We start from the raw sequence: 23651 nt of genomic DNA on the forward strand, positions 1-23651 counted from the left end.
GCGTCAGGTATCGGCGATGGAGACCAGCTCCGGAGACATGCGCTCGATGGCCGTCAGGCTCCGCCGTTGCCAGCCCAGCCTCGCGTCGGTGAGGAACTCCACCTTGCACTTCGGCCCCTGGCTCGCGAGGCCGGCGATGAAGCTGATGAACGCTTTCAGGCAGCTCGAGTTCAGGAAGTAAAGGGCCCTCACGTCGAACTCGATGGCGCTCACGCGGAGGCGCGCCGCCTCGGCGTGGAGGTCCTTGAGGAGCAAACCGAGCGGCGCGACCGCCGCCATGTCGCCCGTGCCGGTGAGCTTGACGATGAGGGTGTCCTCCCTCAGGGCCGGCTCGATCCCGAAGCTGTCCGTGACGACGGGCTCAACCCTTAAGCTGCTCATCGACCCTCCACCTCCCCACCGGCGCGTGCGCGATGATCGTCAGCTCGTTGCCCTCGATCGTATAGTCCACGTCGAGCCCGCCCTCCGCGCGCACCCGCGCGAGGCCGAGCCCCGACACCCCTTCTACCATCGCCGTCTCACAGATGAGTTCGTCATAGTGCTTCACAGGATCGCTCGCCGCCTTCAGCTCGAAGAGCCGCCTCTCCACCTCGCGCAGCCGCTCCGGCGACGCCTCGTTCCGCGCGGAGATCTTCATGACCCAGGAACTCTCGCGCTCCTCCAGCGCGAGCTCGAGGCTGACCTTGGGGCCCGAGGAGTACTTGATGATGTTCTCGGCGAGCTCGTGCGCGGCCATGTAGAACCGCGAGCTCACGTTGGCGTCGTCCAGCACCATGCTGCAGAAGCTGGACACCAGCCGAAGCACGCTGTTGGCCATACGCTCGCTCGGGTGGAACGAGATGCATAGAAACAGTGACCCGTTCGGACTCGGTTCGGACACTGACACGATTGGCGCAGCGTACGTGGTTCTCAACCCGGATCCAATCCCTTCTGCTGACACCGACGATAGCGCTCATGTAGGAAAGCGGGCGGCCTCGGGCCACAGTTGCCACAGTTACAGTTATCGAGGCGCGCTGTACCTCGCCACGACCACCGTGATGTCGTCATCGGGGCTCGGGCACCAGCCCTCGACCTCGCCGAGGATCCGGTCCCGGATCGCCTCGGCGGGCGCGCTCTGGGAGGACTCGATGGTGGAGCACAGCCGCTCGAGGCCGAACTGCTCGTGGTGCGCGTTGCGCGCCTCCGTCACGCCGTCGCTGTAGAGCACGAGGACGTCCCCGTCCTCCAGGACGAACTCGGCGTCTCGCGTCATCGCGTCAATGGCGGGCAGCGCGCCGATCCAGACGCCCGAGCTCGGGATGCACACGCAGCGGCGGGTGCGCGCGCGGCACACGATGATGTCGTCGTGCGCCCCCGCGAACGTCACCCGCCCGCTCCGCTCGTACCGCAAGAGGAGCAGCGTCGCGTGCTCGTCCCGCTTCAACCGACTGCGGACGTTCTCGTACACCGCCCCATTCACCGCAGAGAGGATGTCCCCGGGGCTGGCGCGCGGGTCGTTGCGCGTCAGGGCCGAGATCATGCTCTGGATCATCAGCATCACGAGCCCCGCCGCGAGCCCGTGCCCCGCGACGTCGCCGATCCCGAGCCAACCGCCCTCGTCCGTCGCGAGCACGTCGTAGTAATCGCCGCCGACCTCCGCGGCCGGCTTCATGACGGCGGAGAGCTCGAGGCCTTCGACCGAGAGCTGCGTCGGCACCAGCGTCGTCTGGATGCGCGCCGCGACGACGCTCTCCTGGCGGACCTTCTCCTGCTCCAGCCGCTCGCGCAGCTCCACCTGCCGCACGACCTCCCAGTGCAGCGCCGCGGCCTTGACCGCCGAGCCGATCTGGAGGCGGAGGGCGTCATAGACCATCTCGTTCGCGCCGCTGTTGAGCACCGCGACACCGAACTTCTCCTCGTCGCCGAACGCGACGGGGAGCGCGATCATGCTCGTGCGCTCCCGGCCTCCCAGGAACCCTTCGGGCGCGAGGCGGCGCGCCGGGAAGCTCTCCGCCGGCGGCTCCAGCTCGCGCCCGTCCTCCATCAGGAAGAGCGCCTTCATGGTGGTGCGCTGCGGGTCGTGCGCGGTGTCATAGAGCGACACCGCGACCCGCGAGAACTGCATCCGCGGCAGCTCCGACGCCATCATGCGCCGCAGGATGGGCAGGCTCAGGCAGGTCGAGAAGCTCCGCGCGCTCCAGCTCAGGTAGAGCGACGCGAGCTCCACGTTGAGCCGCTGCTGCCCCTCGGCGCGCACGGACGCGCTCCCGATGACGATGCGCGAGGCGTGCCAGATCCGCTCGAGCGCCTCGTCGAGGACCGCATCCCGAAGGGCCCCGTGGCCCCGGCGGAACTGCTCGCGGAGGAGCGTGATCATGCCCTGGAAGTGCTCGAGGATCGCGCCCTCGCGCCCCGCCGCGTCGAGGAGCGACTCGACCGCGCGCAGGAAGCGGCCCTCGGTCCCCTCGAGCTCCTCCTCCAGCGCCGACAGGAGCAGGCCGGCCCAGCCGTCGAGCGATCCGGCGGGGATCGCGACGCTCTTCTCGAGCAGGCGCTCCAGATCGTCCCGCTGGCCAGCGGACGGGAGCGGCGCGCTCCACGCCTTGCTCGGGGGCGCGCCCGCGGGCTCCACCTGGTACCCGCAGCCGCAGGACTCGCGCAGCGTGAGGTCGACCGGGAACAGGTTGTACTCGGGGACCGGCTCGCCCTCGATCATGCGCACGATCATGTCCACGGCGCGCGCGCCGATGCGCTTGATGGGCTGGCGGATGGTGGACAGCGACGGCTTCGCGAAGCGCGCGATGACGGCGTCGTCGAAGCCGCACACGGGGAGGTCCTTCGGGACGCTCAGGCCGTGCGCCTTGAGCTCCTCGATGGCCCCGAGCGCCATGTTGTCGTTGGCGGCGACCACGGCGTCGAACGCGACCCCGCGCCCGATGATCTCTCGCATCGCGGCGCGCCCGGTGTCGATCGTGAAGCTGCCGAACGCGACGAGGCGCTCGTCGACGCGGAGCGAGCGGTCCGCGAGCGCCCGCCGGTAGGCGTCGGCGCGGACCTCCGCCTCCTCGTTGCTCGGCGGCCCGCCGATGTACGCGACGCGCTGGCACCCGTGGTCTTCGACGATGTGTCCGACCGAGAGATCGAGCCCGAGGCCGTTGTCGACCACGAGGCTCGGGATGCCGTCGATCGCCATCCCGAGGCTGCAGATCGGCAGCGGCGCGTAGGACCGGCAGAACCGCTTCATCCCCTCGATGCCGACGTGGTGGCAGAGCGTCGTCGAGGCGACGATGATGCCGTCGACCGTCTCCGCGCCGATGAGGTGATAGATGCTGTTCTGGGCCGTGCTGGCCGCCCCGGGGAGGGCGAGCGTCTCGCCGAAGGCGATGACGAGGTTGACGTCGTGCGCCTCGGCGGCACGCTCGACGCCGAAACGCACCTCGGACTGGTACTCACCTCGTACGTAGTCCATCAGGAGGGCGATCGTCCGGCGTCTCTTGCTCATCCCTGCGGCTCCTGCTCAAGCGTCGGCGATGGAGACCAGCTCGGGGGACATGCGCTCCAGCGCCGTCAAGCTCCGCCGTTGCCACCCAAGCCTGGCGTCCGTGACGAACTGTATCTTGCATTTCAGCCCCTGCGCGGCTAGACCGCAAATGAAGCTGATGAACGCCTTCAGGCAGCTTGAGTTGAGAAAGTAAAGAGACCTTACGTCGAACTCCACGGCACTCACGGAGAGGCGCACCACCTCCGCCTGGAGGGCCTTGCAATAGGAGCCGAGCGGGGCGGCCGCCGCCATGTCGCCCGTGCCGGTGAGCTTGACGCTGAGGGTGTCCTCCCTCAGGGTCGGCTCGATCCCGAAGCTGTCCGTGACGACGGACTCAACCCTTAAGCTGCTCATCTCCCCTCCATCTCCCAACCGGCGCGTGCGCGATGATCGTCAGCTCGTTCCCCTCGATCTTGTAGTCCACGTCGAGCCCGCCCTCCGCGCGCACCCGCGCGAGGCCGAGCCCCGACACCCCTTCTACCATCGCCGTCTCATGGATAAGCTCGTCGTAGTGCTTCACCGGATCGCTCGTCGTCTTCAGCTCGAGCAGGCGCCTCTCCACCTCCCGTAGGCGTTCGAGAGAGGCCTCGTTTCGCGCGCGGATCTTCAGGATACAGGAGCTCTCGGTCTCCTCCAGCGCGAGCTCCAGGCTGACCCTGGGGCCCGTCGAATACTTGGTGATGTTCTCGGCGAGCTCGTGCGCGGCCATGTAGAACCGCGAGCTCACATTCGCGTCGTCCAGGATCATCCCGCAGAAACTGGACACGAGCCGCAGCACCGCGGTCGCCATGCGGTCGCTCGGGAAGAACGTGATGCACAGGAACAGTGATGCATTCAGGTTCGGTTCGGACGCGGGCACGATTGCCACAGCCTACGTCGTTCCCGCAGCGGAGCCAACGCCTTCTGCTCTCGCGCGAGCGCGCGGGTGAGGGCAGACCCTACAATACGGAGCGACGGCGGGCTTTGGCTTTGACCTGGCGCGTCGGCCGCGGCCTCACGGCCGCGCTCTTCACTGGGCGCGCGGCCTCACGGCCGCGCTCTTCACTGGGCGCGCGGCCTCACGGCCGCGCTCTTCACTGGGCGCGCGGCCTCACGGCCGCGCGACGAGCCGCTTGCCCTGGGCCCTCAGGTTCGACACCGCTTCTCCCACGCGCTGGGCGAGCGGCAGCCCCCGGGGCACCACGAGGCCGGTCGCCCCGCCCACGCGGCCGAAGGACCATGAGAGCACCGAGCCGTCGGCGTCCCACGGCGCGAGCCGCTCGCGGCCGTCGGACGGCATGGCGCCGACGATCTCGTGCCGCTCCAGGTCGAGCGCCGCGATCCGGTCCGCCGACGAGAGCAGCAACGTCTTGCCGTCGGGCGCGGCGGCGATGTCCTCCCACTCCGCCCCGCTCACGCCCTCGAGCACCCGCTCCGTGAGGCCGGCGCGGCGGATCACGACGACGCCCGTCGCGTCCGCGAAGGCCGCGTCTCCCGGCAGCGGGCCGTCCGCGATCGCGGTCGCGCGCGGCGTGGCGTACCCGAGGACCCGCACCTCGCCCCGCGCCTCGTCGATGCGCGCCAGCGCGCCCGAGCTGAACGCGAGCCATAGCCCGGGGCCGACGTCGCCGCGCGCGGCGCTCGGGCGCGCCTCGTAGACATAGCCGTCGGTCACCGCGATCGTGCGGGACGACAGGTCGCGGAGCGACGTCGCGACGACGTTTCCGTCGAGCTCCTGCGTGAACAGCGTCCGGCAGGCGGCGTCGACGCCGAGCACGAGCGCCGGCGCCCTCGGCACCACCTCCACCGTCGCGCCGGTCGTCGCGTCGAACAGCGTCCACACCCCCTCGTCCCGCCGGTACGCCATGAGCCGGCCGTCGTCGCAGGCGCGCAGCAGGTGGCCCCGCCGCGCGGCCGTGCGGCGCCGCGAGCCCTCGTCGTACAGGCGCACCTCGCCGCCGATCTCGAAGGCGACCACGCCCCCGCGCCGCAGCGCGGCCGCGGCCGAGGCGGCCGCGCCGCGCACCTCGGGGCTCCCCTCCGGGTCGAGCCCCTCGAACCCGAGGAGGCGCTCCGCGGCGGGCGCGCCCGGGCTGAACAGGACGAGGTCGCGCGTGAGCACGCGCCGGTCCGGCAGCCGCCACCCGCCGAGGAGCGCGTGCGGACCGACGTCGCGCTCGGCGATATCGGCCATCTCGCCGCGCGCGCGCAGCGGCCGCGGCGCGCCCTTGCCCGGGGACGCCTCGCACGGCGAGCCCTCGGGCGGCGGATCGCCCGCGGCGCGACCGCCCTTCCGGAGGTAGTGCCAGGCGCTGCCGCCGCTGCCGCACACGCCCAGATCGAGCCCGCCCGCGTCCCAGCGCGCCGACGCGGGCGCCGCATCCGTGTCGAGCTCGAAGAGCGGCGCCTCGGGCCGGTCGAGGGCGTAGATCGACGTCCTGCTCTGCTGCACGAGCGCGATCACGGGATCGCGCGGGCTGAAGCGGCCGAGCACGGCGGGCGCGCCCAGGGTGATCTCGGCGCCCGCGCCGCCGCCGGGCCCCCAGAGCAGCGCCCTGCGCCCGAGCACCGCCGCCACGCGCGCGCCGTCGGGCGAGACGCCGAGCACGTTGCCGCGGAACGGGTGCCGATCGACCGCCTCGGCGCCGCCGCCGCGCCGCATGTCCCAGCGCGCGATCCCGCCGTCGGTCGAGCAAGCGAGGACGGGCGCCGCCTCGGCCGCGTGGACGGCGCTGCTGCAGCGCACCGGCGCGACCGCGGCCAGCGCGACGGTGCCGCCCTCCCGCAGCCGGAAGACGCGGACCTCGCCGGTGACCGAGCGCGTCGCGAGCGCCGTGTCGAACGCGAACGGCACGCGCTCCACGTGCGGGGCGTCGTGCGGCCGCAGCGCGAGGACGCGCGGCGATTTGGCGCGCTCGATGCTCTCCGGGTCGGCGTCGAGCGCCACGTCGTCGATGACCTCCGGGTCGGGCGGGCGCAGGTCGGCGACGAGCAGCGAGCCCCCGGGGCCGCCGGCGATGACCCACCGATCGTCCCACGGCAGCGCCGGCCCCACCACGGCGTCGACGGTCAGGAAGCGCGCGCGCGGCAGCCCCACCGCGGCCGACGCGAGATCGAGCGGCAGCGCCGCGTCATCCGCGCGCCGCGCGAGGGCCGCGGCGATCCACGCGGCGCGGTGGTACGGGTCCTCCGTGCGGCGCGCCTTGCCGATGAGCTCGGCGAGCTCGGCGCGCTCCTCGGCCTCGCGCGCCTTGGCCTCGGTCTGCGCCTGGCGCGCCGCGGTCCACCGCTCGGCCATGAACGCCGAGGCGACGGTGAGCCCGAGCGCCAGGGCCGCGCCGATCTTCTTGGCGCGCTGGGCGCGGGCGCGCCGGAGGCTCTCGCGCACGAGCGCCTGCTCGCGCCGCGGCAGCCGCGAAGCGAAGGCCGCGCTCTTGCTCACCTGCTCGAGCAGGTCGCGGCGGAGGAGGAGATCGGGGCTCTCGCCGGAGCGATCCCACACGTCGGCGGCCTCGCGGAGCCGCTCGAGCAGGATGAGCCGCTCCATGTGCAGCGCGCGGGTGGCGGCGGCGTGCGGCCAGCTCGAGACGAGCGACTCGTGGGCGAGCTCCACGGACCTGTCGCGGCGGACGAGGAGCCGCGCGCGCTCGAGGGCGCCGAGGACGCGGTCGACATCGTCGGGCGGCGCGGCGACGGCCTCGGCGAGCTCTGCCTCGACCCAGCGGACGCGCGACCCGTCCATCGCGCCGAGCCGGAGCAGCGCCTCGTCGGCGATCGCGCGGTCCTCCGTGGCGAGGGCGGCGAGGGCGGCGTCGGCGTGCCGCGCGAGGGCGCCGCGCACGCCGCCGAGCTCCTGCCAGGCCTCGCCGCTCAGCGCGCCGCGCCGGTCGCGCGCGCGCTCCCACCACTCCGCGAGGGCGAGCGCGATGAACGAGAGCGCCGCGCCGCCGCTCCGGAGCTCGCGCTGCGCCTCGGCCGCGACCAGGGCGAGCCCGCGCACCTCGGCGCCGGCGAGCTTCGCCGGGCCCGCGACGAGGTCCTTCACGGCGGCGGCGGCGGGCAGCCCCACGTAGCGCAGCGCGGCCCGGAGGCCCTCGCCGGCCGGGGTGGCGAGGAGGGCCGCGGTGCGGTCGTCGGCCTCGTCGAGCACGCCGATGAGCCGGAGGCCTCGCCGCGGCTCGCCGGTCGCGAGCGCGCCCACGAGGGCGGCGAGGCGCCCGTCGCCGAGGGGCGCGATGGGGTCGACGATCAGCGCGACGCCGACGGGGGACGCCATGCAGAACCTGGTGAGGGCGTCGAGGTCCGCGGCCTCGAGCTCCGGCGAGACGGCGGCGAGCGCGCGGGCGAGGGCGCCGTCGGGGTGGTCGCCCGGGGTGAGGCGCGCCTCGATCCAGTCGTCCTTCTGGTCGACGTGGCGGCGCGCGAGGTGGGGCACGAGCCCCGCGGAGGCGAGCGAGCTCTTGCCCGATCCGCGCGGCCCCTGGAGCACGACGCACGGCTCGAACTCGAGCTCGCGCCCGAGGCGCGCGGTGTCGTCGTCGCGCCCGAACAGGAGCCCCTCGTCGGTGGACGAGAGCGGCGCGAGGCCCCTGTACGGACGTTCGGGGACGCCGTGGGGCCGCTCCCAGACCTCGTCGATCAGCTGCGTCAGCTTCCCTGGCGCGACGCGCCGGTGCGCTGGATCGACGGACAGGAGCCGCTGGAGGAGCGCGACGAGGCCGCGCGGCAGCCGCGCGGGGTCGCGCTCGAGGTCGCGCATCGTGCCGCGCAGGGTCGCGGCGCGGAGCTCGGTCCACCAGGCGGAGACGCTCGCGGGGTCGGAGCAGTCGTCCGGCTCGTCGGGCACGGCGTGCGGGAGGCGCCCGGTGGCGAGCTGCGCGATGCAGACGGCGAGCGCGTAGGCGTCGGTGGCGGCGGTCGGCTCGGCCATCTCGAGCACCTCCGGCGCCATGAAGCCCGGTGTTCCGATGACGTTGCGCGCGGCGGCGGGGCTGTCCGCGCCGGCGAAGGCGCGGCGCGTGGAGGCGTAGACGTCGCGCTCGGCGAGGAAGGCCGCCGTGCCGAGGTCGCCGCCGCCGCTGTCATGGCCGCCGCCGACGGCGACGGCGGGGGCGCGGGAGACGGGGGCGCCCGCGCGCCGCGAGATGCCGAAGTCGAGGACCTTGAGGGCGCCGTCCTGGGTGAGGAACAGGTTGGCGGGCTTGAGGTCGAGGTGGACGACGCTGCGCGCGTGGATGACGTCGAGCGCGCCGGCGACGTCGCGGGCCCAGGCGACGACGCGGCGCCAGGGGATGCGGCGGCGGAAGCGGATCAGGTCGGCGAGGTTCCGGCCCTCGAGGAGCTCCATCGAGACGAACGGGGTCTTCGGCGCGCCGTGGAGGATGCCGGCGGCGTAGATGGTGACGAGCGACGGGTGGCGGAACGAGGCCAGGAGCTTGGCCTCGTCGGCCCAGTCGGCGGCGTCGGCGAAGTCCGAGACGAGCAGCTTGAGCGCGACCTCGCGGAACGGCGCGCCGTCGGGCAGGAGCTCCTCGGCGCGCCACACGTCGCCGAAGCCGCCGCGGCCGAGGCGGACGCGGAGCCGGTAGCGGCGGTCGAGCACGTCGCCGGGGGCGTGCGCGAGCCCGCCCGCGGGCATGGGCACCGGGCCCGGATCGCGGGAGGAGCTCCCCTCGTCGACGAGCGTGCGGTCCATCGCGAGACGACGGTATCACCGGCGCGGCGAGAGGTGTCGAGCGGCGCGACACCCGCCTGAACCCGGCCCTCGCGATCGCGACGTGTACCGGGGAGGCACGTCGCTCGACGGCCTTCCTCTGAATCTGTAGTTTCAGCGACACCGCATCGAACCGGTCCACCAGCGCTGTAGCGGGGAGTCGCCCCGGTTCACGACGAAAACCGTATTGGCGCCAAGTTCGCCAATTCGCTCCATTCCCGCACGGAACGCCCGGGGAGACGCCCCGAGGACGCCGCGCGAGGTCGCGAGGAGCGCTGAGCGCGCTGAGCGCCGCCAGGCTGGACTTCCATGCCTTGCCGCGTATTCTGCCGGCGGGCGGGTCTCTGTCCGGCGGGGGGACGGCGGATGCTCGAGCCGATGTGTGGGGGGCGTCACGCTCCTTTGGATGGCTGACGCGGAATACGGGGTCTTGCTGCAATGATCGATCTGTCAGGTCATACGCTGTTCGAGAGGGTATACGAAGGCTCCGAGACCGTGCTGTACCGCGGCCGCCGGAACGAGGACGGCGCGCCGGTCGCGGTCAAGATGCCTCGGTCCGAGTTCCCGACGGCCAGGGATCTCGCGCGGCTGCGGCGCGAGTTCGCCATCCTGCGGGACGCGGGCGAGGTGGCCGGCGTCGTCAGGGCGCACGCCATCGAGAAGTGCGGCAGAGGCCTCGCGCTCATCATGGAGGACCTCGGCCCCTCCTCGCTGCACGCCGTCCTGAAGGCGCGCAGGCTCGACGTGGGCACGGCGCTCCGCACCGCCATCGCGCTCGCGGGCACCCTCGACACGCTCCACGGACTCCGGATCATTCACAAGGACATCAAGCCGCACAATATCCTGATCGACGAGAAGACGCAGCGCCCGCGGCTCGTCGACTTCGGCATCGCGGCCCGCCTCTCGAGGGAGACCCCCGAGACGCTCCCGCCGGACGCGCTCGAGGGCACCTTGTCGTATATCGCCCCTGAGCAGACTGGCCGCATGAACCGGAGCGTGGATCTGCGCGCCGATCTCTACTCGTTCGGCGTCACGCTCTACGAGATGCTGACAGGGGCCCTCCCGTTCCAGGAGGGCGATCCCACCGCGCTCATTCACAGCCACATGGCGCGCATGCCGACGCCGCCGCACGAGCGCGCGCCGGGGGTGCCCCACGCGCTGTCGGACGTGATCGTGAAGCTCCTGGCCAAGATGCCGGAGGACCGATACCAGAGCGCCCGCGGGGTCAAGCTCGACCTGGAGGAGTGCCTCCGGCGGTGGGAGGCGACGGGCCGCGCCGATCCGTTCCCGCTGGGCCAGCACGACCGGCCGCTGGATCTGCGCGTTCCCCAGCGGCTCTATGGCCGGGATCACGAGGTGAACGTGCTCCTGTCCGCCTTTCAGCGGGCTCGCCGGGGCGCGGCCGGGCTGGTGCTCATCTCGGGCTACTCCGGCGTCGGCAAGACCACGCTGGTGAACGAGATCCACAAGCCCATCGCCCGTCATGGAGGGTATTTCGCGAAGGGGAAGTTCGATCCGATCAACCGGGACGTCTCGCTCGCATCGGTGGCGCAGGCGTTCCGCGAGCTCATCCGGCAGGTCCTGACGGAGTCGGCGGCGGCCGTCGAGGAGTGGAGACGCAAGCTGCTCGCCGCGGTCGGCGCGAACGGGCAGCTCCTCATCGAGCTGATCCCGGAGCTCGAGCTGATCCTCGGGCCTCAGCCGGCCGTGCCGGAGCTCGGGCCGACCGAGGCCCGGAACCGCTTCGATCTGCTGGTGCAGCGCTTCCTGCGGGTCTTCGCTGCGCCGACCCACCCGCTGACCCTCTTCCTCGACGATCTGCAGTGGGCCGATCCGGCGTCGCTCAGGATCCTCGAGCGCCTCCTCACGGACGTGGAGGGCAACCATCTCCTGATCATCGGCGCCTATCGGGACAACGAGGTGGACGCCGCCCACCCGCTGCACGCGACGCTGGGTGAGCTTCGCAAGTCGGGCGTGGCGATCGCCGAGCTCACGCTCAAGCCCCTCGACATGCCGACGGTCACACAGATCGTCGCCGACACGCTGAGCGCGTGGCCGCATGCGGTCGCGACGCTCGCGACGCTGGTCTTCGAGAAGACCGAGGGCAACCCGTTCTTCCTGGGCCAGCTCCTCGGCGAGCTCCACGACGCGGGGGCGCTGTGGTTCGACGCGCCCTCGGAGGCCTGGGCATGGGACGTGACGCGCGTCCGGGAGGCGGTCGCAGCGGACAACGTGGTCGACCTCATGCTCGACAGGCTGCACCGGCTCCCGCCGGCGACGCAGCGCGCGCTGAAGCTCGCCGCGTGCCTGGGCCACACGTTCGATCTCACCACGCTGGCGGCCGTCCACGAGAAATCGCCCGCCGCGACGGCCGCCGACCTGTGGGACGCGCTGCGCGGGGGCCTGATCGTGCCGCGTGACAGCGATTATCGCTTCTTCGACGAGAGCGCGGACACCGAGCCCTCGGCCCCCCAGGAGATCAAGGTATCGTACCGGTTCCTGCACGACCGGGTGCGCCACGCGGCCTACTCGCTGGTCGAGCCCTCGCGCAGGGAAGCGCTGCACCTGGCGATCGGCCGGCTGCTCTGGGCGCGGGCCGGCGAGACGCCGCCGGACGAGGACCTGATCGAGATCGTCCGCCACCTGAACCTGGGTGCGCGGGGCATCGCCGACGAGGCCGGGCGGCTGGCCCTGGCCCGGCTCAACCAGCGGGCGGGCAGGGCGGCCAAGATCAGGACAGCCTATCGGGCGGCCGCAGACCACTTCAGCGCGGGGATCGAGCTTCTCGGGGACGCGCGCTGGGCGCGCCACGAGGAGCTCTGCTTCGCGCTCAGCCGCGAGAACGCGGAGTGCGTGTACCTGAGCGGCGCGCCCGAGCGGGCCGAGGAGCTCTTCACGTCCCTCATGCCCCTGGCGCGGTCGAACGTGGAGCGGGCGCAGATCTACAGCCTCCGCGTGCTGCTCCACGTGACGCTGGGGAACCTCGCGGACGCGGTGCGCCTGGGCGGCGAGGGCATCGGCGTTCTCGGCTTCACGCTGCCGAGCAGCGAGGCGGAGCTGCAGGCGCGCGTCGGGGCCGAGCTTGCAGAGGTGGACGCGAACCTGGCGGGCCGGCGCATAGAAGACCTGATCGACGCGCCGGTGATGGACAACCCGGAGCAAAGGGCGCTCGTCCAGCTCATCAGCGATATGATGGGGCCGGTCTTCTGCCTGAGGCCGGAGCTTTACCCGCTGTTCGTCCTCAAGCAGGTCAACATCTCCCTGCGGTACGGCCACGCGGACGTGTCCGCCCTCGCGTACACCTCGTACGGATTCCTGCTCGCGGTCTTGCAGGGGCGGCCCGCGGACGGCCACGCGTTCGGCCGCCTCGCCATCACCTTGAGCGACAAGTTCTCGAACGCCGCTCTGGCCGCCAGGGTGAACTACGTCTTCGCCACGTATTCCCACCTGTTCCACGACGTGCGCGACGGGATTTCTCGCTTCCTGCAGGCGCGGCAAGGGCTGCTGGAATCGGGCGACTTCGCCCATCTCAGCAACGTATGGAACTGCGTGACCAGCAACATGTTCACCGCGGGCTATCCGCTCGAGGAGCTGCGCGAGGAGGTGGAGCGAGGCCTCGTCGTGTTACGGCGAACCGGGGACGTCAGCGGCACAGCCGTGATGACGCTCATGAGGCAGGCGATCGCGAGCCTGCAGGGGCGGACGCGGGCCCCGGGCAGCCTGAGCGACGACCATTTCGACGAGGACGAGTTCGTCGCGCGCCTCAAAGAGAGGGACTTGATCGCGGGCCTCTTCTTTTACGCGCTGCTCAAGCTGCAGCTTCCCTATCTGTACGGCGACTGCGAGAAGGCCGCGGCGAACGCCGCGGACGCCGAGGCCTACGGCGCCGGCATGCTCGGTTTGTATCAACCGACGAAGCTGCATTTCTACGCTTGCATGGCGTTCCTTGGGCTGCCCGCCGCGGCGTCGCCCGAAGACGCGGAGCGCCGCGCGCGGACCATCACCCGCCACAAGGAGCGGATCGCGGGCCTCGCGGCGAGCGCTCCCATGAACTTCCAGCACCTGCTGCTGCTCATCCAGGCCGAGGAGGCGCGCGTCGCCGGCGACCAGCTCGAGGCCATGGGCCTTTACGACCGGGCGATCTCCCTGGCCCGGGAGAACGAGTTTCCTCACGACGAGGCGCTCGCGAACGAGCTGTGCGCGAAGCTGCACCTCCACGAGGGCAGGACGAAGGTGGCGCGCGCGTACATGGCTGACGCGTACCTCGGCTACCGGCACTGGGGAGCGACGGCCAAGGCGGACGCGCTCGCGCGCGATCACGCCGCGCTGCTGCCCTCTTCGAGCGACAGCGTGCCGATCTCGTCCATCCCCTCGGCGACGTCGGGCCCGGCGCACGCGGGGACCATCCTCGGCCGGACGACGGTCGGCAACCTGCGGGATGCCGCCCTGATCGTGCGCGCCGTGCAGGGCATCGCCGGCGAGACGGAGCTCGAGCGGGTGATCGAACGCCTGGTGACGCTCGTGCTCGGGAACTCCGGCGCGCAGCGGGGGGCGCTCGTCCTGGAGCGGGACGGGCGGCTCTTCGTCGAGGCGACCTTCGGGGTCGAGCCCGGGACGCTCGCGCTCGGGCCGAGCGAGCCGCTCGATACGCGCCCCGATCTGCCGCACAAGGTGGCGCTGTTCGTCGCTCGCACCCGCGAGCCGCTGGTCCTCGACGACGCCAGCGCCGATGCCCGGTTCTCCGACGATCCCTGCATCCTCGGGCAGGGCACGCGATCCGTCCTGTGCCTTCCGCTGCTCCACCAGAGCCGCATGAACGGCGTCCTTTACCTGGAGAACAACGCCGCGAGCAGGGCGTTCAACGCGAGCCGCGTCGAGCTGCTCGGCCTTCTGTCGTCCCAGGCCGCGATATCCATCGAGAACGCGCTGCTCCTCTCGGGCATGCGGGAGGTGAAGGAGCAGGTCCAGAACGCCAACCGGCGGCTCGAGGCCGAGGTCGCGCAGCGCACCGAGGAGCTCCAGCGCTCCAACACGCAGCTCAGCGCGAGCAACGAGCGCCTGCAGATCGAGCTCGCGCAGCGCGAGCAGGCGGAGCGGGAGCGGGCCGCGCTGCAGCGGCAGATGTTCGAGGCGCAGCAGTCGAGGCTGGCAGAGCTCTCGACGCCGCTCATCCCGATCACCGACCGGATCATGGTGATGCCGCTCATCGGCACCATGGACGCCGCGCGGGCAGCTCAGGTGCTGGAGGTCGCGCTCGACGGCGCCCAGCGCCACCAGGCGCGCGTCGTGATCCTGGACATCACCGGGATGAAACACATCGATACCCAGATCGCGCAGACGCTCGTGGGGACCGCCAACGCGCTGCGGCTGCTCGGCACGGAGGCCGTGCTCACCGGCACGCGCGCCGAGGTCGCCCAGGCGATGGTGAGCCTGGACATCGAGCTGAAGTCCATCGTCACCATGGGCACCCTTCAGAGCGGCATCGCCTATGCGCTCCGCCGCGCCGGGCAGTCGACCGGGATCAGCGCGCCGCTGTCCTCGGGGCCAGCCCGCGCGCGCCCGCCGGCGAGGTGAGGGTCGGGCGGTCACGCTCAAAACCGATCGTGAAAGTCAGAGAGCGCCGACGGCGCTCTCGTGCACGTGCTGGCCCGGGCCTGCGGCGTACTTTCGGTCGCCTCACGCCTTGATGGCGTCGAGCTCCCCCGGGTTGCTGATGCCAGGCCCGTCGGTGACCTTGCCTGCGCCGTCGGTGGTGAACGACGGGCCGCTGCCACCGAAGCCAACCGCGACCGCATCCGAGACGCCGAAGCGATCGACCGGAGTCCAGTCGGGCGTCCCGGCGCCGAGCGCGTTGATCAACGTCGTGTAGAGCTTGTTCAGCGGGACGGTTCCGCCCGACGAGCCGGTGTTGCCGCTGTTGTTCTCGCCCTCCGTGCCGCTCGAGCAGGTGGCTTCGCTGTTGCCTGCCTCGAGCTTCCCGCCCGCGACGTTCACCGAGACGCCCTGCTTGAGGTAACCGCCCGCGCTGCCGGCGATCACGATGGGCAGGTTGTTGTTGTTGTGCGCGTTGCCGTCGGCGAGCTCGGGCAGCCACATGACCGCGGAGTTGTCGAGCATGGTGCCGCCCCCCTCCTCGATGCTGTCGAGGGTCTTGACCAGCTTGGCGTACCGACCCGCGTACCAGCGGTCGATCTCGTGGATCTGCTCGATGACGCCGCTCACGCACTGGCCGCCGACAGCGGCGCTCCCGTTCCGGTGCGAGAGCCCGTGATGATCGTGGGTGTGCGCGATGCCGTCCCACTTGAACGTCACGAAGCCCGGCCACTGGAGCACGATGGATCGGTTGTTGTCGCACATCATCGTGAGGGCGATGAGCCGGATCATCATCTCGCTGCCGAGCGTGTACACCGTCTCGCTGTTGGGGAAGCCGCCGCCGCGAGCGGGGTAGCCCGCCTGCGTGAGGGCGGCGTCCGTGACGCCGAGCGCGGTTGCTGACTCCGCGGTGCACGCAGAGGGGACGACCCGCTGCTCGGTCTCGCGGAGCAGGGAGAGCCAGTCGTCGATCTTCTTCCGATCGGCGCCGCTCATCTTGCGGGCCTTGTAGGCGTTCAGATCGCGGCTGACCAGATCGATGATGCTCTCGCCGCGAGCCACGCGATAATCCGCTTCCGTCTCGGAGCCGCTCACGAAGAGCCCGGTCAGGCTGCTGTACACCGTGCGCGCGTTGGTCACGGGCGCGTACGGCGTCTTCGGCGCCGAGTACGACACGATGCCCTTGACGTTCGTGAAGGCATTGCCGACGGAGAGCACGAGCGGGACCTTGTTGGTGCCCGGGTTGAAGCGCTGCGCGATCTCGTGGTCGAGCGAGTGCGACAGCGCCCAGTGATCCCCGGCGGGATCGAGGGGAGCGCAGGTCAGCTTGCTGCCCATGCCCTGATCGTGGGGATCGAAATATTCCGTGCCGTCCACCTTGTTGTTGAAGCCGTTCAGCGGCATCGCGAGCCCGCGCGGGAAGAGCAGCTTCGCCGCGAAGGGCGCGAGCGGGGCGAGGGTCCGGGGCTTCCCGTCCGCCTGCGTCGTCTCCAGGGACGCCGCGGTGACGCTCCCGGCCCCGTTCTCGATCGTCGGGAACCAGCGGTTCGTCAGGCAACCGTTGTTGGTGTAGAAGATCACCAGGCGGCGCGGCGACGGCACCTCCTGCGCTCGCGCGGAGCGGCCGAGCGAGTTCAAGAAGGGGACGGCGAGCGCCGCGCCACCAATTCCACGCAGGAACAGTCTTCGGTTCACGGCTCCACCTCCGCCTGCAGTGCACGAACTCGGAACGATTGACTCTGTGTGAGGTCTGCGATGAGGTCGAGCACCGTGTAGCCGCCCTGGGTGAGCTTGGCTGTCAGCTCGTCCACGGTGCAGGAGTCCTCGCTGTTCAGCTCGCGCTGGTAAGCGAACGAGACCCACTTTCGCACGTAGCACTTGTGCGCTGCCGGGGAGCTCGCGATCGCCTCGGAGAGCGCCACCGGGCCGTCGATCGCCACGAGGTCCTCGCCCACGCCGACGTCCACCCGTGTGTCGATGGGTGCGCCCGAAAACGATTCGGTCTGCTGGTAGGCGCCGACGGCGTCGTACGCCTCGAGCGCGAAGCCCGCCGGGTTGATGTACGTGTGATGGCAGAACTTGCAGGAGTCTCCCGCCGTCTGCGCGTCGACCCGAGCACGGTTGGTCGTGAGGCTCGCGTCCGTGGGCAGCGGCGTGCCCTCCACCATCGGAGGTGGCGGCGGGATGTCCGCGCAGAGGACCTCCTTCTGCAAGAACGCCCCGCGCAGGATGGGCGACGTCCGGTCGTACCCCGAGTGCGACACCAGGAAGCCCAGGCGAGTGAAGAGGCCAGAGCGCTGCGTCGGGTCGAGCTCGACCGGCACGAGCTCCGCGCCGTTGAACTCCGCAGGATCCAGGTCATAGAGCGGCGCGAGCGAAGCGTTGACGAAGCCCACCGGCGTGGTGACCAGATCCTGGAACGTCCCGGCCTGGTCGAAGACCACGTGCTCGATGAAGCGATCGGTCTCCTCCGACAGCAGCGGGATCATCGACGCTTTGAAGTCCGGGAAGGCGGCCGGATCACGCTGGATGTCCGACCAGCGCGTGCCGGGGCCCATGTGGAGGTAGAGCTCGTGGAAGGCCTTGACCATCCCGCGGCTCTTCGGATCCGCCAGCATTCGCTGCGCCTGCGCGAGGATCTGCTCCGGCGTCTGCAGCGCGCCTTCGTCTGCTGCGGCGAACAGCTCGTCGTCCGGCATGGTTCCCCAGATCAGGTACGAGAGGCGCGACGCCACCTCGTGGCTGTTCAGCACGAAGTACTCACCCTCGGGCTTCTCGCTGATCTCTGCGCGCATCAGGAAGGAGGGCGAGAGCAAGAACCCTTCGATGATCAGCTGGGCGCCGTCGTCGAACGAGCCGGTCGGCGTGAGCGCCTGGCGGCGAGCGTAGAGGGCCTGGAAGAGCCCTCTCTCCTCGTCGGTGAGCGGGCGCCGGAAGGCGCGCCGTCCCAGCGTATCGATGAGCTGGTGCGCGCACGCGGCGCCGTCGCCGGCCGGAGCGCAGGGGATGGTCTTGGCGCGCGCCCTCGGGTCTGCCATCACCGCCGCCGCGACCGTCGCTGCGGCGGTCTTGTACCCGTCCCACGCGCGCTGATCGACGCTCCCGACCCCGTCCGGCGCGAGCATCGACGACGGCTGGTTGTCGATGCCGACCAGATCGCGAATCGTGTTGTCGTATTGCGCCCTCGTCAGACGCGGCAGCGCCGACGTTCGCGGGACGCCCGGCACGCACACCGTCGGCTCGACGCCGGGGCCGCCCCCCGCCGAGCCGTCCCCTCCGGCGCCGTCTCCGCTGCCAGACCCGTTGCCAGAGCCGCTCCCAGGCCCGTCGCCAGAGCCGCTCCCAGGCCCGTCGCCAGAGCCGCTGCTCGCCTCCGGGTCATCGCCGCCTATCATCGCGGTGCAACCGCCCATGGCTGCATAACTCGCCGTGAGCAGCACAGGAACGATGAACCGTCTCGCCCACGTGTCCATAGAACTCACCTCATCCGAGGGGCTCTCACATCGAGCATCGCCCAGACATCAGGATGCCTTGTCGCGGGTCGCAGATCACGAGTTTTCTCGTATTTTCGTCTTGGCGCAAGTTTGCTTTCGCCCGGCAAATCCGCTGGTTTGCAAGGCGCCGGGGCGAGGCGCGTGAGTAGAATTTCGACTTCTCTTATGATACAGCAATTATTGCGTGAGAGTGGCATGATATTGTGAGCGCTCACATGGACATCGACGTACAGCGGACAGCGCCACGCGACCCAATGCGCTCTTCGCGCGAACCGGACCACGCCTGCGCAGGAGCGGCGGACACGCTCTCGGCGCTGCTCCGCTGAGCAACTCGAGCGGTCGCGAACCAAACCAACTTTCGGGCATCGAGGACAATGAGAAAAATTCTTCTGGCTCTGCTGTTCGTGTCGATCCCCGGCTGCGGTGATGATCCCTCCGACACCACGACGTCGACCGGCGGGGACAACAGCGGCGGAGCGGGCTCTTCCGGCAGCTCGTCGGTCTCGGGAGGGGGTGGGAGTGGATCCACCGGCACGGGTGGCCCAAGCGGCGTCGAAGACAGCAGCGCGAGCTGCCCCGAGCCGACGTTGCCTGCCGCGGCGTCTCTCCCTGTATACGAAACGCATCACGATCCGTTCACGATGCTGGATGGATCGCGCATCACGAAGAAGTCGGAATGGGCATGTCGACGCGCAGAGATCAAGGCGCAGATCGAGGAGTACGAGTCCGGACCGAAGCCCGCGGTGTCCAAGGATGACGTGACGGGGGATTTTTCGGGGAACAAGCTGACGGTCGGCGTCAACGAGGGCTCGAAGAGCGTCTCCTTCTCCATCGACATCAACCGGCCTGCCGGGGCGCCCTCCGCTCCGATTCCACTCCTCATCAGTCTCTATGGCTTTGGCAGCGTGACCCTGGACGCGAGCGTGTTCAGCCAGAACGGCGTCGCGACGGCCCTCTTCAACAACAACGACATGGGCGCCCAGGGCGGCGGCGGCACGCGTGGGACGGGGATCTTCTATGACCTCTACGGCAAGGACCACCCGGCCAGCTCGATGATCGCGTGGGCCTGGGGCATCAGCCGGATCATCGACGCGCTGGAGAAGACCCCTTCGGCCAACATCGATCCGAGGCGCATCGCCGTGACGGGTTGTTCGCGAGATGGAAAGGGGGCTCTGACGGCAGGAGCGTTCGACGAGCGCATCGTGCTGACGATCCCGCAGGAGTCGGGCGCCGGCGGCTCGGCGAGCTGGCGCGTCTCACAGGCGGCGAAGGACGCCGGGGAGAACGTGCAGACCCTCTCCCATGCGGCCGGTGAGCAGCCATGGTTCCGTGAGAGCTTCGGCTCGACCTTCGGCAACAAGGTGACGACGCTCCCCTTCGATCATCACATGGTCATGGGTCTCGTCGCTCCGCGCGCGCTCCTCGTCGTCGACAATCGAATCGATTGGCTCGGCATCGACAGCACCTTCACGGCCGGGTCCATCGCCCACGCGATCTGGGAGGGGCTAGGCGTGCCCGACAGGATGGCTTACTCACAGCTCGGCGGCCATGAGCACTGCCAGTTCCCCGCGCAGCAGAGGGCGATCCTCGAGGCGTACGTGAAGAAGTTCCTCGTCGGAGGCGGCACCGACGACACCAACCTGCTCGAGAGCGACGGGGCGAAGGCCGACCTGAGCCGGTGGATGACGTGGACGCCGCCGAACCTCCAGTGACCGCAGGGCTCACCGGTCGCGGAAGCTGAGCCAGACGGCCACCTCCGGCGCAGTGCGGACGGCGAGCTGGAACGTGGTCCGGCGCTTCCGGCGAAGTCCACCTAGCTTCCGAGATGGTCCTGGACGCCTTCCGGCCGAGCGGGCGCCTCATCCCGGGGAGCGTCGCCGCGTCTTCCGCTTCCCTCGGGCTTGCGCCAGCTCTGCCCGCAGCGCCTGCACCTCGGCCTGCAGCTTGTCGTTCGCTTCGCGCGCCTTGCTCTCGGCCTCGCGCGCCTTGCTCTCGGCCTCGCGCGCCTTGCTCTCGGCCTCGTCCGGCGTCGGCAGCAGATCGTGGCCTTCGCGGTCGCGCGCCAGCCGGAGCATCGGGCCGAGCGACTGGTCTTGCACGACGGTCCACCAGAGGCCCAGCGTCTCGCAAGCGCGCAGATCGGGGTCGCCGGACGCCCGCTCCACGAGATCGCCCTCCAGGGCGTCCCAGATGCGGATCGGTCGCTCTCGATCCTCGGGATCGAAGCGCACGACCTCCGGGATGCCCGCGGCGCGGTAGCGCTCGAGCTTCTCGTCCCAGTCGGGCTCGCCCTCGTCCGAGTCGCTCACGATCTCGACCCCGAGGTCGGGCGCCCCGTGCAGCCAGATCTTCCAGGTGCGGAAGGTCCGATGAGGCATACCCAGCCGGACGAAGGCGTCGGGGGCGAGGCGCTTCTTCGAGGTCCTCGGGTCCCAGTAGACGAACTGGTCGGAGCCGAGGGTCGCCGTGTGCGCGAGCTCGCGCTTGAGGATGAGGTACAGCGCGGTGCGGAGCTCCAGGTGGCGGTTCGTCTCGGGCACTTCTTCGGCCTCGGGGAAGTACACCGGCTCGGGCGGGCGGCTGTAGACGTGGGCTCCCATCCGGCGGCGGGGTGCGGCGGCCGGACGAGATGCAGCGGACGGGCGGGCCGTGGATTCAACGGCTGACATGGCCTGCCGTGGACGATACCACGACGGTTACCTCTGCGACATCGACAGGCCGAGGCAGCGGCTGCCAGGCGAGCCGCGCTCGTCGCGGCCCCTCAGCCGCCCGCGGCGTCCAGCATCGCGCGCAGGAGCGGCGGCGTGCGCCGCGGATCGCAGGGCGCCTTCACCGCCCGGCCCGCGACGACCGCGCTCATATGGCACGTCCCTGGCCGCGGCAGGTGATCCATCCAGTAGAGATCGAACCGGTCGTCCGGCGCGAGACGCCGCACCATCGGCTCGAGCGGCAGCATCAGCCCCTCGCGGAAGCGGGCCAGATAGACCACGTTCGACAGGCGAACAGGGGAGTTCAGCCCGATGCGCCGCCGCGTCCCGGACGCGTAAGGGCCCGTGTGATCGATGAACTCCACCGTCTGGAGATCGCCGTAGAGGTCCGGCTCCGTCTTCTCGACCGTCACCAGCGTCCACGCGCAGAGCGGCCGCTGCGCCCGCAGGAGCGCGCGCGTCATCTGCTCGAAGTCGGGCAGATCCGCGGCCGCCCGCGCCTCGGTGTAGTGGCCGTGCGCGAACTGGTTGCGCTCGGCCTGCATCAGGTTCGAGAGCGTCTCGAACGTCTGGTTGTGCGACAGCTTGACGTCGAGCACCTCCCTCGCCATCGAGCCGATCGGATCGTCGCGATCGCCGAACGCCCGCGCGGCCGTGCGCGCGAGCTCGCGCCACGCGCCGAGCGCCAGGCCGTCGCGCGTGCGCGTGCGGCCGTGGAAATCGAGCAACGCGCCCCACCCGGGAGGCGCCCCGCCCGCGCCCGGACCGCTCGCGCCCGCGCTCCCCCCGCCCGCGCCCGGCCCGCTCGCGACGCCGCTGCGCGCCGAGGTCGGGGGCGCGCTGCCGCCGCTGAAGAAGGCCGAGACGAGCACCGTCGCGATGAAGCGCCACGTGCCCTCGAGCACGTCGAACAGCATCTTCACCCGCTCGATCGCGCTCGACGCCCCGATCGCCGCCCGCACCCGCCCCGCGATGGGATAGGGCAGCCCGCCGCTCAGCGCCGAGAGCACCCCGTGCGGATCGCCGCACTCGCGCGAGATCTCCGCCGCCCGCGCGCCCGCGTCGGCGTCGTGCAGGAGCTCCCACGACAGGGTCCGCGCGTGCTCGACCCTCCCGTCCAGGATGGGCGGCCGGCCATGCCAGTCGCACTGCACCGCGCTCGCCATCACCGCCGGATCCGCCTTGCGGGGCACACACGCGGCGACCACGCCAGGCGCGAGCGGCGCGATCAGCGCGCCGGCGCCCGCGTGGGTCGCGACGACCGCCGCGAGCTCCTGCGCGAGCGCCCCGATGACGTGCGGCCCGACGCCGCCGAGCGCGCTCTGCTCCTCGATGCCGAACAGGACCGTCGCCCGGCGCCCGCTCCGCGACGCCTCGATCACCTCGAACGGCGCGGCGAAACGCGCGCTGGCCGCGCTGTCGCGGAGCTCCGCCACGGGGGTGGACGCGCCGTCCACGCCCGCCGCGCCGCGCTCGCGCTCCGCCGCGAGCGAGGCGCCCCGCTCGCGCTCCGCCGCGAGCGACGCGATCGCGTGCAGGCCGAGCTCGACCTCGCGGCCGGCGACGTCCGCCTCGCCGGCGACCGTGAAGTAACCGCACGCGAACGCCCCGAGCCCCGCGGCCTCCGCGGCCTCCAGGGCCTGCCGGGCCGCGGCGGCCGCCTCCGCGGCGCCGCCCCGCACGAGCACCACCGCCGTGCCGTCCGCGTCGCCGACCGGCCGATCCGGCCAAAGCCGGTGCACCGCGACCAGCGCGGCCGCCGCGCGCGAGGGCGCGCCCGCCTCGATCGGCCGCAGCAGGACGAGCGCGCCCTGGCCCTTCCGCGCGAGCAGCGACGCGCACTCCTGCTCCAGCCCAGCGCGCGCGAGCAGGCCCGTCGCCGGGTCCACCGCCCCGGCAGGGACCGACAGCGCGGCGTAGCGGCGGTCGAAGAACGTCGCGCGCATGCCGCCCACGCAGACGAAGGTGCCGTGCACGAGCGGCGACTCCTCCCCGCGCGCGAGGTGCCGCGCGCCGACCTGCACGGGCACGCTGCACTCCTCGCGGCGGCGCAGCCACCAGCGCACGCCGTCGTGGCGCAGCGAGGCCGCGAGCCGCGACGCCACGTCGGGGTAGACGAGCTCGTTGCGCTCGTCGCCCACGTGCTCCACGCGGCCGAGCCGCAGCGCGCCGACCGGCTCGAGCCGGAGCTCGTGGAGGTAGCCGTCGCGCCCCTCGATCCGCAGCCGATCCGGCGCGGCCACCTCGCCGCGCCACAGCGAGAACCCGGGCGCCTGCGTGAGCCAGAGCGTGGCGCCGCCCGCCGCGACCGACCGCAGCTCGGCCCCGGGCGCGCCCTCGGGGCCGCTCGCCTCGACGGGCGCGGGCGGGACGCTCTCGCCCGCCGGAAGGTCCCCGCCGCTGTCTCGTCCGCCCGTCACGCGTCCCTGTCCATGGTGATCCCGCGAGCCGCGTTCCCCGAGCATCCGGGGGGCCCCTCGGGCGATTACCGCACCGCGCCACGGCAAATTCAACGCAAATGCGCTGGGGCGCATTCCTCGGCGGCCTCTCTGCACCGCCGCGCGACGCCCGCCGCGGCTTGACGCCTCCGACGCGTTTGCATTTCCTTCCTCCGCGCCGGCAGCCCGCCCCCTGGGCGCGCTCAT

Annotated in this window: 12 protein-coding genes; 2 read left to right on the forward strand and 10 right to left on the reverse strand. The window is 71.4% G+C overall.

Features of this window, described 5'->3' with window-relative positions:
- Positions 1–3: 3 nt before the first annotated feature.
- From WMF12_RS27380 to WMF12_RS27405, 6 genes are all read right to left on the reverse strand, one after another.
- Positions 4–381 (reverse strand): hypothetical protein, encoded by a 378-nt coding sequence (locus tag WMF12_RS27380; protein WP_437739634.1) that lies wholly within the window; start codon positions 379–381, stop codon positions 4–6.
- Positions 362–817 carry a hypothetical protein gene (locus WMF12_RS27385; RefSeq protein ID WP_437739635.1) on the reverse strand — a complete coding sequence of 152 codons (456 nt, stop codon included), beginning with the start codon at positions 815–817 and terminating at the stop codon, positions 362–364. The genes WMF12_RS27380 and WMF12_RS27385 overlap by 20 nt, the downstream gene beginning before the upstream one ends.
- Before the next feature lie 183 nt (positions 818–1000).
- Positions 1001–3481: a SpoIIE family protein phosphatase gene (locus WMF12_RS27390; protein ID WP_437850178.1), complete on the reverse strand. Its 2481-nt coding sequence runs from the start codon at positions 3479–3481 to the stop codon at positions 1001–1003.
- A gap of 15 nt (positions 3482–3496) precedes the next feature.
- A complete protein-coding gene (locus WMF12_RS27395) occupies positions 3497–3874 on the reverse strand; it encodes a hypothetical protein (RefSeq protein WP_437739637.1) in 378 nt (125 codons plus the stop codon).
- On the reverse strand, positions 3855–4388 hold the full coding sequence (locus WMF12_RS27400; protein WP_437739638.1) for a hypothetical protein: 534 nt from the start codon (positions 4386–4388) through the stop codon (positions 3855–3857). The genes WMF12_RS27395 and WMF12_RS27400 overlap by 20 nt, the downstream gene beginning before the upstream one ends.
- 222 nt (positions 4389–4610) lie before the next feature.
- Positions 4611–9194 (reverse strand): nSTAND1 domain-containing NTPase, encoded by a 4584-nt coding sequence (locus tag WMF12_RS27405; protein WP_437850179.1) that lies wholly within the window; start codon positions 9192–9194, stop codon positions 4611–4613.
- A 456-nt stretch (positions 9195–9650) separates the two neighbouring features.
- On the opposite strand from WMF12_RS27405, the gene WMF12_RS27410 reads away from it, so the two are divergent.
- Complete coding sequence (locus tag WMF12_RS27410; protein WP_437850180.1) at positions 9651–14786, forward strand: AAA family ATPase; 5136 nt, start codon at positions 9651–9653, stop codon at positions 14784–14786.
- A 102-nt stretch (positions 14787–14888) separates the two neighbouring features.
- Here the strand turns inward: WMF12_RS27410 and WMF12_RS27415 are convergent, their stop codons facing one another.
- Positions 14889–16499 (reverse strand): DUF1552 domain-containing protein, encoded by a 1611-nt coding sequence (locus WMF12_RS27415; RefSeq protein WP_437850181.1) that lies wholly within the window; start codon positions 16497–16499, stop codon positions 14889–14891.
- A complete protein-coding gene (locus WMF12_RS27420; protein ID WP_437850182.1) occupies positions 16496–18277 on the reverse strand; it encodes a DUF1592 domain-containing protein in 1782 nt (593 codons plus the stop codon). The genes WMF12_RS27415 and WMF12_RS27420 overlap by 4 nt, the downstream gene beginning before the upstream one ends.
- 662 nt (positions 18278–18939) lie before the next feature.
- On the opposite strand from WMF12_RS27420, the gene WMF12_RS27425 reads away from it, so the two are divergent.
- On the forward strand, positions 18940–20010 hold the full coding sequence (locus tag WMF12_RS27425) for a glucuronyl esterase domain-containing protein (RefSeq protein WP_437850183.1): 1071 nt from the start codon (positions 18940–18942) through the stop codon (positions 20008–20010).
- Between the two features lie 147 nt (positions 20011–20157).
- Here WMF12_RS27425 and WMF12_RS27430 read toward each other — a convergent pair whose 3' ends face one another.
- Positions 20158–20898 (reverse strand): Uma2 family endonuclease, encoded by a 741-nt coding sequence (locus WMF12_RS27430; protein WP_437850184.1) that lies wholly within the window; start codon positions 20896–20898, stop codon positions 20158–20160.
- 161 nt (positions 20899–21059) lie between these two features.
- Positions 21060–23426, reverse strand: coding sequence for a hypothetical protein (locus WMF12_RS27435; RefSeq protein WP_437850185.1), 2367 nt, complete (start codon positions 23424–23426; stop codon positions 21060–21062).
- Between the last annotated feature and the right edge of the window lie 225 nt (positions 23427–23651).

Origin of the sequence: Sorangium sp. So ce363, from assembly GCF_051520435.1 — a bacterium.
In the GTDB taxonomy this organism is placed as follows: Bacteria; Myxococcota_A; Polyangia; order Polyangiales; family Polyangiaceae; genus Sorangium; species Sorangium cellulosum_B.